The organism is Propionivibrio sp., from assembly GCF_016790145.1.
GTDB lineage: Bacteria > Pseudomonadota > Gammaproteobacteria > Burkholderiales > Rhodocyclaceae > Propionivibrio.
Window position 1 is genome coordinate 1 of record NZ_JAEUOI010000035.1, and the last position, 14,838, is coordinate 14,838.

Annotated in this window: 13 protein-coding genes; 8 read left to right on the forward strand and 5 right to left on the reverse strand. The window is 58.6% G+C overall.

Going from position 1 to position 14,838, the window contains the following annotated elements:
• Together JNM42_RS03595 and JNM42_RS03600 are read left to right on the forward strand one after the other, a co-directional pair.
• Positions 1-510: nucleotidyl transferase AbiEii/AbiGii toxin family protein (locus JNM42_RS03595; protein ID WP_294266292.1), on the forward strand; the 510-nt coding region annotated here is incomplete at its 5' end.
• A 567-nt stretch (positions 511-1,077) separates the two neighbouring features.
• A complete protein-coding gene (locus JNM42_RS03600; RefSeq protein WP_294266295.1) occupies positions 1,078-1,641 on the forward strand; it encodes a VanZ family protein in 564 nt (187 codons plus the stop codon).
• 289 nt (positions 1,642-1,930) lie between these two features.
• Here the strand turns inward: JNM42_RS03600 and JNM42_RS03605 are convergent, their stop codons facing one another.
• Positions 1,931-3,658, reverse strand: a complete 1,728-nt coding sequence (locus JNM42_RS03605; RefSeq protein ID WP_294266297.1) for a hypothetical protein — start codon at positions 3,656-3,658, stop codon at positions 1,931-1,933.
• Between the two features lie 122 nt (positions 3,659-3,780).
• Between JNM42_RS03605 and JNM42_RS03610 the strand changes: the two genes are divergently transcribed.
• The gene (locus tag JNM42_RS03610; protein ID WP_294266299.1) at positions 3,781-4,500 is read left to right on the forward strand and encodes a prepilin-type N-terminal cleavage/methylation domain-containing protein; all 720 of its coding nucleotides are present in this window, start codon (positions 3,781-3,783) and stop codon (positions 4,498-4,500) included.
• Positions 4,501-4,556: 56 nt separating this feature from the next.
• Here the strand turns inward: JNM42_RS03610 and JNM42_RS03615 are convergent, their stop codons facing one another.
• Positions 4,557-6,524, reverse strand: coding sequence for a monovalent cation:proton antiporter family protein (locus JNM42_RS03615; protein WP_294266303.1), 1,968 nt, complete (start codon positions 6,522-6,524; stop codon positions 4,557-4,559).
• Positions 6,525-6,719: 195 nt separating this feature from the next.
• On the opposite strand from JNM42_RS03615, the gene JNM42_RS03620 reads away from it, so the two are divergent.
• The 5 genes from JNM42_RS03620 to JNM42_RS03640 all read left to right on the forward strand — a co-directional run bounded on the left by JNM42_RS03620 (position 6,720) and on the right by JNM42_RS03640 (position 10,214).
• Positions 6,720-7,703, forward strand: a complete 984-nt coding sequence (locus JNM42_RS03620; protein WP_294266306.1) for a KpsF/GutQ family sugar-phosphate isomerase — start codon at positions 6,720-6,722, stop codon at positions 7,701-7,703.
• Positions 7,703-8,248 (forward strand): phenylphosphate carboxylase subunit delta, encoded by a 546-nt coding sequence (locus JNM42_RS03625; RefSeq protein WP_294266309.1) that lies wholly within the window; start codon positions 7,703-7,705, stop codon positions 8,246-8,248. The genes JNM42_RS03620 and JNM42_RS03625 overlap by 1 nt, the downstream gene beginning before the upstream one ends.
• Positions 8,245-8,835, forward strand: coding sequence for an LPS export ABC transporter periplasmic protein LptC (lptC, locus tag JNM42_RS03630; RefSeq protein WP_294266312.1), 591 nt, complete (start codon positions 8,245-8,247; stop codon positions 8,833-8,835). Before JNM42_RS03625 ends, lptC begins: the two co-directional genes overlap by 4 nt.
• Positions 8,832-9,437, forward strand: coding sequence for a lipopolysaccharide transport periplasmic protein LptA (gene lptA, locus JNM42_RS03635; RefSeq protein ID WP_294266317.1), 606 nt, complete (start codon positions 8,832-8,834; stop codon positions 9,435-9,437). The genes lptC and lptA overlap by 4 nt, the downstream gene beginning before the upstream one ends.
• Positions 9,438-9,662: 225 nt before the next feature.
• Positions 9,663-10,214 (forward strand): phasin family protein, encoded by a 552-nt coding sequence (locus JNM42_RS03640; RefSeq protein WP_294266320.1) that lies wholly within the window; start codon positions 9,663-9,665, stop codon positions 10,212-10,214.
• Between the two features lie 119 nt (positions 10,215-10,333).
• Here JNM42_RS03640 and JNM42_RS03645 read toward each other — a convergent pair whose 3' ends face one another.
• From JNM42_RS03645 to hrpA, 3 genes are all read right to left on the reverse strand, one after another.
• Complete coding sequence (locus tag JNM42_RS03645) at positions 10,334-11,089, reverse strand: molybdopterin-binding protein (RefSeq protein ID WP_294266323.1); 756 nt, start codon at positions 11,087-11,089, stop codon at positions 10,334-10,336.
• The gene (locus JNM42_RS03650; protein ID WP_294266326.1) at positions 11,086-11,829 is read right to left on the reverse strand and encodes an EI24 domain-containing protein; all 744 of its coding nucleotides are present in this window, start codon (positions 11,827-11,829) and stop codon (positions 11,086-11,088) included. Before JNM42_RS03650 ends, JNM42_RS03645 begins: the two co-directional genes overlap by 4 nt.
• Before the next feature lie 39 nt (positions 11,830-11,868).
• The coding region (hrpA, locus tag JNM42_RS03655) for an ATP-dependent RNA helicase HrpA (protein WP_294266327.1) at positions 11,869-14,838 on the reverse strand (2,970 nt) is incomplete at its 5' end.

Consider the following 14,838-nt stretch of genomic DNA (forward strand, 5'->3'; position numbering starts at 1 on the left):
GGAGCCAAATCGGCGCTCGACCCGCACCGCGCTGCGATCATTCAACCCTATGTCTCTGACGACATGCCGTCGGCTAATTTCGCTGTGCCGGGCGTTGTCACCATTGATGCTGAGCGCACATTCTGGGACAAAGTTGTGATCTTGCACGGCCTGCGCCGTTGGCATGACAACCGGGGCGCGCTACGACAGCACGGTCATCGCGTTTCCCGGCACTACTACGACATCTACAAATTGATCCACTCTGCAGTGGGCCGAAGCGCTGCTGCAAATCATGCCCTGGCATTGGACTGTGCCCGCCACGCACTGATGTTTTTCAACAGTCCAGATTTGGACTTGCTGAGTGCCCGGCCAGGTACATTTGCCATCACGCCGACCGCCGGAATGGTCGATGCGCTCAGGCGAGACTATCAGGCAATGCTCGGAATGATTTTTGGTGAGGTGCCGGAATTCTCTGACGTACTTAACGCCGTCGAGAAACTTGAGCACGAAATCAACCGGCGACGTGACTAACGGTACCTGCTTGTTTTGCTCAACACAGATCAAGGACGCGTTAGGTGTGGGTGTCACGGCGCATAGTTGAAAAAGTATGTTCCATATATTCGTCGAATGAAAACAAGTGCCGAATTATTGGAACATATCTGTGTTGGGCTCGAATGCGCCCAGACTTGGGTAGCCTGACATGAGAGTCCGGAATATTGGCGTGTCCGTTCGACTTCGGTGGGCTATGAAAATCCTCATAGTGGAAGATGCTGGGCTAGAAGGTGAAAATTTAGCCGGGCAAGTTTCAGGGTGAGGTGCTAAGGTTGTGGGCAAGTGATGGATTGCCGGAGACGTCCTATCTGGTTTTTGCCGTAAATTTGATGTGACAGAAGGGCAGGGGCGAGATATGACAGTAACTTTGACAGTAACTATAGATATTGATTAATGCGGATTGTTGATTTTAGGGCTTCTCAATGCATTTTTCGAGTGAGCGACTGCCAATGATTCAAGCACCTAGCCCAACTCCCATGGTTGGGCTAGGTGCTTTCTGGTGTTCGTTGCCCCCTGTTGCTCCCAGCGCCCTTAAAAAGAGGCAACATGCACCAGAGAACAAGCAATGACAAGCTGCTCAATGCCGACGAGGTCAGCAAGCCGGAGATACGGTATGGGTCGCAGCAAAAACTTTCCTTACGTCAAGCCAAGCGAGGCGATTCGGGATTGGTACAAACTGCCGATCAAGCCCGAGATGATCGAGTTGGCCATGTAATGCGTGCTTTCATCGCCAGTATCTTTCTTGTACCAAAATTTCAGAGACTCAGTTATCGCTGCGCCATCGCCCTTTACCTGTTGATTCTCATCCTGGGATCCATTCCAGGCGCACGAGTCGATATTGGTCAGTATGCATCAGGAGGGGCGCTGCATTCCGTTGCCTATTCAATTCTTACCGTGCTTCTTTTTTCAGGCAACAAGGGAAACCGATCTGAACGGGCGGTCAAGTCTGTATTCACAATCATGGCGATGGGGGCTTTGGACGAGTATGTGCAAAGCTTTTTCCCCTACCGCAATGCGGATGTCATGGATTGGGCTGTGGATGTCATTTCAGGACTTGTCATTGCCACAACATTGTGGACACTTTGGCCCAGGATAATTGATTCAGAGTAGGCGCTGCTCTGAAGTTCCGCGGTATGGAAAACCGAGTCCTTGAGAGCTTGTGAAAAAATTCTTTAACCCCCACCGCAGAGGCGCAAAGTAACAAAGGTGACGCAAAGAATACGTTTAAAAAAATGTGTTAACTTTGCGATTTCTTTCCAACTTTGCGGTGATTTTTTGATTTTTTCACAGCCTTCGAGCGCTGGTGCCGATGAGCGGGGTCTGCTCGAGCCTCAAAAAGCCCAAGCCGTGGCTCTGCCCGGCGATGAGCTCGATAATCAATACTGCCCCCACGACGCCATCAGCGTCTGCTCCGCAACTCGAAGCAGACCTGCCCGGCCGCATTGCTGGCCAGCCTGAGCTCATACCCGTAAGCCTCGGCCTGTCTTGCGGCGTGGTAAAGCCCGATTCCCAAGCCGTTCTCCGAGGGTACCGGAGCTCGCAGCAGATCATTTGTTATCTCCTTGCGCACGACACTCCCGCTGTCGCACACTGTGAAATACGCGGCATCCGCCGCAAGCGTGAAACGTATTGCCAGACCGCTCTCGCCTTGACGCTTGAGTAGCGCGTTGTGCAGAAGATTGTCCGCCACACTGTCAAAGAGTGCTGCCGGCAAGCGAACTGCATTGTCGAGCACCACCGGGCTAAAAATAATTTCGTCATGCGCATAGCGCTGCTGCAACACGTCCCACCACACTTCGGCTAGAACAAGCCTCTGCGCACCATCAACCTCAGCTTGAGGTGTTTGCGGCGCCTGCAACTTCTCCAGTGTTTGTTGCAGTCGCTGGGTAATCTGCGGTAATTGCCGCTGCAGCAACTGAGTCAGGCGCGCCGCGTCAATTTCTCCCGGCACCTGTGCCATGTAGCAGAGGTTGTTCATGGACTGCAGCAGGTTTTTCACATCGTGCGTCAATCGGGCACCGGTCTCATGCACTGCACGCAGGTAACTCATCTGCTGCAACTCGCGGGCACGCTGCTTGGCGATGTAATACTCGTTGGTCAATTGGGCCAGCAAATGGAAATGCCAAACCAGAGAGGGGCTCAGCTTGTGCCGCGTATAGAGGGCTATTACCAACGGCTGATTGGGAAAATCATGGCGAAAGATCGACTCCTGACCAAAATGGCCCGTTCCTGACTCCGCCCCGCTGGCGGGAAACCAGGCTCCCCCGGTGACCCAGGGCAGCGCAAGCATGCGCTCAAACGCGGCGTACAAAAACTTCTCGGGATCACTCTCCTGCTCCGCGCATTCCATCAACTGCTGCAACCAGGTCTCAAAAGGTAAACCAATCGTCAGTAGATACTTGGAAAGAAACACCCCGAGGCCACTGAAACCGGGTCGCGGATTCCACGCCCAGGCAATCAACAAGAGCATGGAGGCCATCAATACCAATGTCTTGAAGACCGCCTCGATATACAAGGACTCACGCAACAGCATGAAGGCCAGGCTGCCGAGCACCAGCACGGAAATCAGTAGAAAGATGAACAGGCTGTAGAAAAAATCAACTGTGCCGCTACTCGGCATCTGAATCTCGCGCGGGCGAGGAATCAGCAGCATGGCAATAAAAAGCAGCGGTGCCGACCAGGCAAATTCAAGATCCAGCGAAGGGCCAATCAGCGCCGTGTCCGGCACCACCCTGGGTACCAGCCAGACCAGCAGCGCGCACAACAGATAGGCGAAGGACAGCAGGTAAAAAATACGCGTTGGTCGATGGCCAAGCAGTAATACACGACCGCCGAGCAATGCGGCCAGAATAACTACCCAGAGAATCAGCAACCACCAGCCAAATAACCACGCACCGCCTAACAGAGCCACACCGATCAACAACAGCGCACCGCTACCTAGTTTGTGCTCGGCCTGAATGAAGGGTTGCCAGAGCAGGAACAAGCCGACATCGACCAGCCAGCACATCAGGCTCAATGCCCTGTTCGCGCCAGCCAGCAAGGTCAGATGTAGAACCACCAGCAGCGCAATCAGCACCCAGCGCTGCCGCTCTCTCAGGAAAAGGCCGAGACGCCATAACTCAATCATGCGCTGATTCCTAAAACTGTCTGAAGACCGTCATCAGGCCATGATGACAGTGCAATCCTCGACACATGTGTCGAAATATCGACACAACTGCGCTCAAAGCCGGAGATCAGAGCTAAATAAACTTGGCACGTAATATGCTTTGTTTCAACGGGCACAAATGTCACAACCGGGATAAAAAAATGAACAAACAACAATCGGGTTTCACGCTGGTAGAAATTGCCATTGTACTCGTCATCATCGGCCTGCTTCTCGGTGGTGTGCTGAAGGGCCAGGAACTGATCAACAGCGCGAAAGTGAAGAACCTGGCCAACGATTTCCGTACCATTCCGACCTTTGTTTACGCCTACCAGGACAAATTCCGCGCCCTGCCGGGTGACGACCGCAATGCTGATACACATATCGGCGTTGCCGTCGGTACGGTCGGTAACGGCAATGGCCGTATTGAAGGTAACTGGAATGATGTACCCACTGCCGGCGCCTGCACTTCAGAAGCCTGCCATTTCTGGCTGCACGTTCGCGTAGCCAATTTGGCGAGCGGCTCGACGGATATGAATTCTACTGAATACAACCCGCGCAATGCCGAATCCGGGCTCGTGGGCATTACTGGAGTGGCTCCCGTTACGGGCTGGACGGGAAACTACTTCGTTTGCTCGACAGGCATCCAGGGGCGGTTTGTTCGCCAACTGGATCTGGCGATGGACGACGGCGTAACAAATTCAGGTAATATCCGCGTGATTTGCCAGAGCCTAGCAGCTAACGGCTGCGCGACTAACACCGCTTTCCCGGCTGCGCTGACAGTCGCAGACGACGCCAATCTGTACACGGTCTGCTCGTCGTACTGAGGAATAATGGCTTGATGGAAAGCCCGCTTCAGCGGGCTTTTTCGTTGATTGGCTAATCAACCCTTGAGCAGTCTTGACTCAGCCGTCGCCAGCGCGCCCGGTACGCCAAGCAGCACCACCACATCACCCGCTTCGAAGCGCGTTTCTGCCGTCGGTTCGAGCGCGCGGATATTGCGCCGACGTACCGCCGTGACCTCGACGCCGCGCCCATCGATCGCCAGTTCGCCCAGCGTTCGCCCGATGGCGTAAGCGCCCTTGCCCAGAGAAATCGAATGCAGGCGCGGTTCGTCGCTGTCGTGCACATTCTCGTCATGATCGCTGTCGCCATGGAAAAAGCCGCGCAAGGTACGATAGCGCGCCATCCGCGTCTGGCGGACCCGCTTGAGCACCCGGTTGATCGGAACGCCGAGGTGAATCAGTGCATGCGAGGCGAGCATCATGCTGGCCTCCAGCGTTTCCGGCACTACCTCGGCGGCACCGGCGCGCTGCAAGCGCCCCAAATCCTTTTCGTCGAGGGTGCGTACGACCACCGGCAAGCCCGGAGCCAGTTCCTGGACCTGGCGCAACACCCGTTCGGCCGCACGCCGGTCAAGGAAAGAAACAACCAGCACACTGGCGCGGCCGATCCCCGCCGCCACCAGCATTTCGCGCTTGGTAGCGTCGCCATAGACGACGTTCTCGCCGGCCGCCGCCGCTTCGCGCACACGTTCGGGGTCGAGATCGAGCGCGACGTAGGAGACATCCTCCTGCGCCATGAAGCGCGCCAGGTACTGCCCGCTACGCCCGAAGCCGCAAATGACTGCGTGCTTTTCGGTACTCATCGCCTGCGCCGCCACCCGGGTCAGTTGCATCGAGCGCATCAGCCATTCGCTGGCGGCAAAGCGCAATACCAGACGGTCGCTGTAATGCACGATGATCGGCGCCAGCAGCATGGAAATCACCAGCGCTGCAAGAACGACCTGAACCACTTGCGCAGGCGCCACGGCGAACTGCCCGATATCCGAGAGCAGCACAAAGCCGAATTCGCCGCCGGCGCACAACCACAGGCCGGAGCGCATGGCGGCGCCAGGGAACGAGCCAAACAGCCGGGACAGGCCGTACACCAGCGCAAACTTCAGGCTCAGCAGCGCCACAAGAACGGCCAGCACCAGCAGCAGATTGGCGGAAACCAGCGCCACGTCAAGCATCATGCCGACGGTCACGAAGAAGAGCCCGAGCAGAACGTCGCGGAAGGGCTTGATGTCCTCTTCAACCTGATGCCTGAACTCGGTTTCCGAAATCAGCATACCGGCGACAAACGCCCCAAGCGCCAGCGACAGGCCGACCGCTTCGGTAAGCCATGCCAGGCCAAGCGTTACCAGCAATACGTTGAGAACAAACAGTTCGGCCGACTTGCCGTGCGCCACGATAAAAAACCATTTTCCCAGCAAACGCTTGCCCAGCAGAAAGATGAAGGCAAGCAGAGCCAGCGCCTTGAGCAGGGCAATTCCCATGGTCATCGCCATCTGCTCCGGCGACTGAGAGAACGAGGGGATCAGAATGAGCAGGGGAACGACCGCGAGATCCTGAAAAAGCAGCACCCCGATCACCTCACGGCCGTGCGCTGCGTCAATCTCAAGCCGTTCGCTGAGCAGTTTGGTCAGCACCGCCGTCGAGGACATGGCCAGCGCACCGCCAAGCGCCACACCCGCCTGCCAGGACAGCCCGAGGCCGGCCGCTAAAGCGGTGACCACGAGCAGGGTTGCCAGCACCTGCAGCAAGCCCAACCCAAAGACGATGCGCTTCATCGCCAGCAGCCTGGACAGGGAAAACTCGAGGCCGATCGAGAACATCAGGAAGACGACGCCAAACTCCGCCAGATGCTGAACGCCCGCAAACCCCGCGACCAGATTGAGCGAATGCGGACCGATCAGCGCGCCGACCAGCAGATAACCGAGAATGGGCGGCAGATTGAGCTGCCGGAAAAGAATAACCGACAGCACCGAGGCGCCCAGCAATATCAGAATGATCGGCAGCGTTTCCATTGTTTCCAGAAAAATTCGATTGAGGGCGTAGGGCGGGTTAGCGAAGCGTCCCTCAGGGGGATTTCCTACGGGGCATAACCCGACCTGCAAATGCCTGCAAATACCGCTCTTGCGGCTCGACAAGTGGTCAAGGCAGAGGCCTACGGGGCTTCTGCTATACTCGACTCCATCATAACCGCTACACGCTACAAACTCATGAATCAAACCCAGCCATCCCCCAAGGCACTCGACCTCGCGCGCCAGGTACTGCGCATCGAAGCCGACGCCGTTCTTGCGCTGATCGACCGCATTGACGGCGCCTTTCTGCGTGCGCTGTCGCTAATCCTCAACTGCCACGGTCGCGTCATCGTCAGTGGTATCGGCAAATCCGGACATATCGGGCGCAAGATTGCCTCGACGCTGGCCAGCACCGGAACGCCCGCCTATTTTGTCCATCCGGCCGAAGCCAGCCACGGCGACCTCGGGATGATCACCGCCGACGACGTTCTGATTGTCCTCTCCAACTCGGGTGAAAGTGCAGAGTTGCTGAACATCCTGCCTTCGATCAAACGCCAGGGCGCCAAGCTGATCGCCATGACAGGCAACCCGGAATCCTCGCTCGCACGTGAAGCCGATGCTCACCTCAACGCCGCTGTCGCCCAGGAGGCCTGCCCGCTCAACCTGGCGCCAACGGCCAGTACGACAGCCGCACTGGCGCTGGGCGATGCGCTGGCCGTGGCCTTGCTCGACGCGCGCGGCTTTGGCGCCGAAGATTTTGCGCGCTCGCACCCCGGCGGTTCGCTCGGCCGCCAACTGCTGACCAGGATTCGCGATGTCATGCGCACCGGGAAAGCCGTTCCCACCGTTCTTCCCGAGGCCAGTGTCGCAGAGGCGACCCGCGAAATCTCGCGCGGCGGAATCGGCATGACCGTTGTCATCACGCCGCAACGGGAGGTTCTGGGCATCTTCACCGATGGCGACCTGCGCCGCGCCATCGTCAGAAATCTCGATCTGCAAGCCCTCACCGTAGCCAGTGTGATGAGCGGCAAGCCGCGCCTGATCGGCCCGGAGAAGCTGACGGCCGAAGCCGTCGAAATGATGGAAAAGTACAAGATCAACCAGATCCCGGTGGTCGACGCAGATGAGCGGCTGATTGGCGCCCTCAACATGCACGACCTCTTTCAGGCCAAAGCCCTGTGATGCAATCCGCCGATGAAATCAGGGCGCGTGCGCGCCGCCTCAAGCTGATGGCTTTCGACGTCGACGGCGTGCTGACCGACGGTGCGCTTTTTTTCACCGATGACGGAATCGAGATCAAAGCCTTCAACTCGCGCGACGGCCTTGGCCTGAAGATGCTGCAGAAAGCCGGCCTCAGCGTGGCCATCATCACCGGTCGCAAAGCGAGTTGTGTCGAGTGGCGCATGCAGAATCTGGGTATCGATCTGCTCTATCAGGGCATCGAGAACAAATGGGAGACGATGCAGACCCTGCTCGCCAGACTCGGCATCAGCGCTGACGAGGCCGGTTACATGGGCGACGATGTGGTCGATCTGCCGGTGATGAACGGCTGCGGTTTCTCGGCCACTCCGGCAGACAGCCATGCCCTGGCCAAACGCCATGCCCGGCTGATTTCAAGCCAGGCCGGCGGCCATGGCGCGGTGCGTGAAGTCTGTGAGTTCATCCTTGAAGCCCAGGGCAAACTCGATGCCGTATTCGCTCCCTATCTGACGGTGATCAGACCATGAAACGCTGGGGCAGCGCACTCTTCCCGCTGAGCCTGCTCCTGGTCCTGACCGGCCTGACTTTCTGGCTGCGCTACGCGACCGAGTTGCCGCAAACGAAGCACGATGGAAAACTCCGACACGATCCGGACTACATCATTACCGATGCCATCCTGCGCAAGATCGATCTGTCCGGGCAGTTGAAATATACCTTGTCCGCTACCGATATCCGGCACTATCCGGATGATGAAAGCACCGACATGCTCAAACCGAACCTTGTCTACTTTCAAGCCAGGAAGCCCCCGGTAACGATGAGTGCGGAGCGCGGACATATGAGCAAGGACGGCGAGAAGGTCGATTTGTACGACAATGTTCGCATCCGGCGTTCGGCGTCCGCGCAATATGAAGAACTGACGGCCTACACGCCCGAACTCACCGTCCTGCCCGACGTCGAAAAGGCATTCACCAAGAGCCCGGTGCTGATCACCCAGGGGAAATCCTGGATGAAAGGTGTCGGCATGCAGGTGGACAACCGGGCGCAGACCTACCTCCTTGAATCCCAAGCCTTCGCCGTACTGGAAAGCAAACACGCCAAAAAGCAGAAGCCATGACTCCAAAATACGCCTGTCTCGTTGCCGCCTCAGTGCTGGTAACCTTTTCGTTACCGGCCTACGCCGAAAAAGCGGATCGTGAAAAACCGATCAATCTGGAGGCCGATCGCGTCAGCATGGACGATATCAACAAGGTCCAGGTCTTCGAAGGCAATGTCATCCTGACTCAGGGAACCATGCAAATTCGTACCAGTAGGTTGGTCATCACGCAGGATGCCGACGGCTTCCAGAAAGGTGTGGCAACCGGCGGCGCCAATGGTCTGGCCCGCTTCCGCCAGAAGCGTGAAGGTAGCGAAGAATACTTCGAGGGAGAAGGCGAGCGTATCGAGCATGATGCGCGTGCAGAAAAAACAGATTTCTATGTTCGTGCCTGGGTGAAGAGCGGGCAGGATGAAGTCAAGGGGCAGTTCATATCCTACGACGCGCTGACCGAGAAGTATCTCGCTACCAACGGTCGTGGCGAGAGCAAGAGCGCCACCGGTGAGGCGCAAGCGCGTGTGCGCGCGATCATTCAGCCCAAAGCAAAGAACGTGGCGCCCGAGGATAGTAAAGGCGAGCCGCTGACTCTCAAGCCATCAGAGACAGTGAAGCCGAGGGAGTAGGCGACTTGCCCAACTGGCACGCAGCGTATTCATCGTGGCAATCGAATAGCCGATCTGTTTTCAGTACCATTTTCAAGCATTCCTGAAAATAATTGCTGCACTGCATCAAAAAAGACTTGACACACCAGTTTTGTTGCCTATAATCGAGTCTATGGTGCAGTGCAGCAAGTCACTTGACTCGTTAAACATTGCACATGCCCTGTTTTATTACCAAGGAGATTTACCATGATCACGACCCCCGAACAATTTGCCGCAGCCAACAAAGCTTCCGTCGATGCCATGCTTTCGCTCGCCAACACAGCGCTCGCCAGTGCTGAACGTATCGCCGCCCTGAACCTGAATACAGCTCGCTCGATGCTTGAAGATGGCATGGCCAACACCAAGGCCATGCTCGGCGCCAAGGATCCGCGTGAAGCCATGTCGCTGTCGGCGGCGCAGATCCAACCGGCCGTTGAACAGATCGTTGCCTACAACCGCAGCCTCTATGAAATTTCGGCGCAAACCAAAGAAGAAGTATCCAAGCTGCTCGAAAGCCAGTTCGGCGAGTTCCAGAAGCAGGTTTCCAGTCTGATGGAAAAAGCCGCCAAGAACGCACCGGCCGGTTCGGACGTTGCCGTTGCTGCGGTCAAGTCGGCACTCGAAGCCGCCAACTCGGCATTCGACAACATGAAAAATATCGTCAAACAAGCCGCTGACATGACCGAATCCAATATCGCTACGGCGAGCAATGCGACGGTCAATGCAGTTAGCTCGGCGACCACCGGCAAGAAAAAGTAAGCTCTTGATCGCCTGATTCTTGCGCTTGAGCGCAACGCCCGAGCGGCAGTCAATCAACGCTCGAGTAACAAACAAAACCCCGTCACCGGGGTTTTGTCGTTTTTGCGTCGCCTCCGCGATCAGTCGCGCCACGCCCAGGTAATGCCGCGCCGCTCGACCTCCTGACGGATCTCTTCCATCACCTGTTCGACCACAAGAGATTCTCCCTCGACGCCCAGTTCCAGATGCCGGCGCTGGCCGTCTTCGCCGATCGACGGCAGACTGAACAGTCGCAGCGCCGGATAGTCGGCTACGATGCGCTGCATGAGGTCGAGGAGCGCGCTCTCGTAGGCTTTCGGCCCGGTGAGCAGCAAGGCCCGATCGACTACAGGTTTGCGATTGAACAGATGCGGGTAGAAGGTGTCGAGCGCCCATTCGGCCATCGGATGCGCCATTTGCGGAAAGCCAGGCAGGAAATAGTGGTTGCGCACGCAGAACCCGGCAATGCGGTTGAATGGATTGGGAACGATGTCGACCCCGCGCGGAAAGGTGGCGAGCAATAAACGCGCATCGTTGATGTCATCGCCAAAGCGCACGTGCAACTCGCGTTCAGCCTCGGGATGCAGTACCAGATCGACACCCAGCGCTATGGCTGCGGCCTGCCGCGTGTGATCGTCCGGCGTGTTGCCGATGCCGCCGAAACTGAACACCACGTCGCCTGCCGCGAAGCTGCGTTTCAGCGTCGCCGCGATACGTGATCGCTCGTCGCCCAGGTACTCGGCCCAGCTTAGCCGCAGACCGCGCGCGGCAAGCAGACTGACAATCTTCTTGAAATGCTGGTCGACGCGTTTGCCAGAAAGAATTTCGTCGCCGATGATGAGTGCACCAAAGTTCATGCCTGGACCTCCGGTTTTTCGATAAGTGTCACGATGGCTCCGCGCCGCAACCGGCGTAGCGCCTCAAGACAGAAGTGAACATAGGCCAGCGCCGCCAGCGAAGGCGCCAGCAGCCCCATGAACGGTATGTGCGTCAGCAAGGCCATGACGAACCCCAGCGCCAGCAGCGGCATCGCAAGTTGTCGCCGCAGTTCGTGCCACTCCCTGTCACTCGCATGGACCGCCAAAGAATCGTAGGCAAAGGTACGGCGGTTAAGCCAGGCCATCCAGAAGAAGGGCAGGATCAGCCCGAGTCCCGGCACCAGCCACAGCGGCAGGGTCACCAGCCAGCCAACAATGAACAGTAAGGCGGCCCAGAGGCTGTTCCAGGTCGCCGCGGCAACGCTGTCTTTTCCCATGCGCGCGAGTTCGGGATAGTCGCTAGCTGCCAGGTGATCGAGGAGCAGCGGCAGAACGACGATCGCCGTCAGCACCATGGCCACCAGGTAACTGGCGGAGAGAATCAGCAACCAGCCGCCGAGCGCCGCCAGCAGCTTGGCCAGCCACAAGGCCCCCCAGTCGGTGATCCAGTTCATCGGCGGCTGCGTGACAAACAGGGCGATCAGCCTTTCGAGCAGAAAGAGCGAAAGGGCGATCATCACGATCAGGGCCAGAATCGCCGGCCCAAGTATATAAAGCCACACCCGGCCGCGGCCGAGCGTTACCAGGCTGCGCTTCAGCGCCAGAATGACTTCACCCACGAGAGGGCTCCTTTGACAGTTGAAAGAGGTTCACAAGGTTCAAATTCCCTCCCACATCTTCTGCAGCCGCTTGCTCGACACCGGTGCCGGCGTGCGCAGTTCCTGGGCAAAGAGCTGCACACGCAATTCCTCGAGCAGCCAGCGGAACTGCTCGACCTGCGGATCGACTACGCCCTGCTTGGCCAGTACGATGGCACGTCGCTCGTAGTTCGTCCACAGCGGTGCGTATTCGGCCAGCAGACGGGCATCGCGAACCGGGTCGGCCTTGAGTTTGTCGAGGCGCAGCGAAATGGCCTTGAGATAACGGGGGTAGTGCTGCAGGCGCTCGAAGGGCGTGTCGGCAATGAAGCGCTTGCCCAGCAGACGGCCAAGCTGTTTCTCGACATCCTGCAGCGCCGCCGCATGGCTTTTGAAGGCCGGCAGTTTCTTCTGCAGCACCTGCCAGTCGGCGAGAATCTGGCCGACCAGACGGCAGATTTCCTGCGCCAGCAGGCCGAGCCGTGACTTGGCTTCAGCGCAGCGCAATTTGAAACTCTGCGCATCGCCCGGCCACGGCTCGGCCAGGCAGGCACGCGCGAAGGTGAGGTCGATCAGTTGCCGGCGCAGGTCGTCGAGAGAACCCAGCGGCATGAACGCCATGCCCATTTGCGTCAGACCCGGCAGGTTCTTTTCGAAGTATTTGAGCTGATCGCGAAACTGCAGCATGAACAAGCGCAGGAGTCCCTGCGCATGCGCCGCGCGCGCTTCCTCGGCACTATCGAACACGCACAGCGAAACGCTCTCGCCATCATCGGAAAGACCGGGATAGCCGAGCACCGTTTGTTGGCCGTTCGCGTTGTTGCCGCCGCTGTTTCCAATTTCAACTTCCATCAGCTCGGGTAACTCGCCGAAACTCCAGTCGGTCATCCCTGAATATTCCGAGGGGGTTTCGTGCAACTCGGAGAATTCCTGCTTCGCTTTGCCGCCCCACTCGCCGCGCAGCTCGGCCAGGCTGCGACTCAGGCCAAGCTGACGCTCATGCTCGTCAACCAGTCTGAAGTTGAAACTGAAATGCGCCGGCAGCGCGTCGGGGCGGAAGGCGTCCGGCGTAATCTCCCAGCCGCGTGCATTGAGTCCGCGCGATTGCAGGATGAAGGCGATCAGCGCCATCACCAGCGTTTTGTCCGAGGGCTGCACCTGCTCGACAAATTCGGCGGCGAATTCCGGCACCGGCACCAGCTTCGAGCGAATCTTCTGTGGCAGTGTCTTGACGAGCTGGATGACCTTTTCCTTGAGCAAACCCGGCACCAGCCACTCGCAACGCGCTGCCGGGATCTGGTTGAGCTGCGCCAGCGGCACCGTCATCGTCACGCCATCGCGCGGGCTGCCGGGCTCAAAAAGGTAAGTCAGCGCAAACTCGACGCCCCCCAGCCTGATCTGGTGCGGAAAGGCTTCGGTGGTAACGCCGGCCGCTTCGTGGCGCATCAGGTCTTCGCGTTGCAAATAAAGTAATTCTGGATCCTCGCGCTCGGCCTCGCGCCGCCAGTGGTCGAACCCGGCGCCGTCGTACAGCCCCTCGGGAATGATCTGATCGTAGAAAGCGAAAATCAGCTCGTCGTCGACCAGCACATCCGGGCGTCGCGACTTGTGTTCCAGCGTTTCGATGTCGAGCATCAACTGGTGGTTGTGCGTGAAGAAGTCCCAGCGCCGGGAATACTCCTCGCTGATCTCGCCGCCGACCAGCCCCTGGCGGATGAAGATTTCACGCGCTTCCTGCGGATTCATCGGCCCGAAGTTCACCCGCTTTTTCGGATTGACGATCATCCCGTAAAGCGTCGAACGCTCGAAGGCGACGACCTGCATCGCCTTCTTCTCCCAGTGCGGATCGAACCAGCTCCGCTTGATCAGGTGCGCGCCGACCTTCTCCAGCCACTCCGGTTCGATTCGCGCCACGCAGCGGGCAAAGAGCCGGGTGGTTTCGGCGATTTCGGCGGCAGCGATCCACTTGCCGGCCTTCTTGTTGAGCGGCGAAGCGGGATGGATCAGGAACTTCATCCCGCGAGCGCCCAGGTAATGCCCCGAATCCTCGGACTTGCAGCCGATGTTGCCGAGCAGGCCGGCGAGCAGCGCGCGGTGAATCGCCTCGTAGCTCGCGGGGATCTGGTTCTCCTTCCATTCATGCTCGGCGGCGAGGCCGTGCAACTGGCTGTGAATGTCGCGCCACTCGCGCATGCGCAGCGCTGACAGGAAGTTTTCGTGACACGCCTGCACCAGCTTGCGCTGCGATTTCTTGTGCTCGACCTCGGCCTCGTACCAGTTCCACAGCTTCAGCCAGGAAAGGAATTCCGACTTCTCGTCGGCGAACTTCCGGTGCGCGGCGTCGGCACTGCCCTGGCGCTCCTGCGGGCGCTCGCGCGGGTCCTGCACGGTCAGCGCGGCAGCGATCACCAGCATCTCGCGCAGACAACCCTCTTCGCGTGCGGCGACGATCATTCGCGCCACGCGTGGATCGAGCGGCATCTTCGCCAGTTCCTGCCCGATCGATGTCAGCGCGTGCTCTTCGGTCACCGCGCCGAGTTCGAGCAGGAGCTGGTAACCGTCGCTGATCGCCTTTGGCGGCGGTGCCTCGATGAAGGGGAAATCCTCGACATCGCCGATGCGCAACGACTTCATTCGCAGAATCACCCCGGCCAGCGACGAGCGCAGGATTTCGGGGTCGGCGTACGGCGGGCGCAGGCCGAACTCCTGCTCGTCATACAAACGAATGCACACCCCGGCCGCCACCCGCCCGCAGCGCCCGGCCCGCTGGTTGGCCGAAGCCTGGGCGATCTTCTCGATCTGCAAGTGTTCGACCTTGTTGCGATAGGAGTAGCGCTTGACGCGCGCCAGCCCGGAATCGACCACGTAACGAATGCCCGGCACGGTGAGCGAGGTTTCGGCAACGTTGGTCGCCAGCACGATGCGCCGCCCGCTGTGCGGCCTGAAAATGCGCGACTGCTCCTCGGCCGACAGACGGGCAAAAAGCGGCAG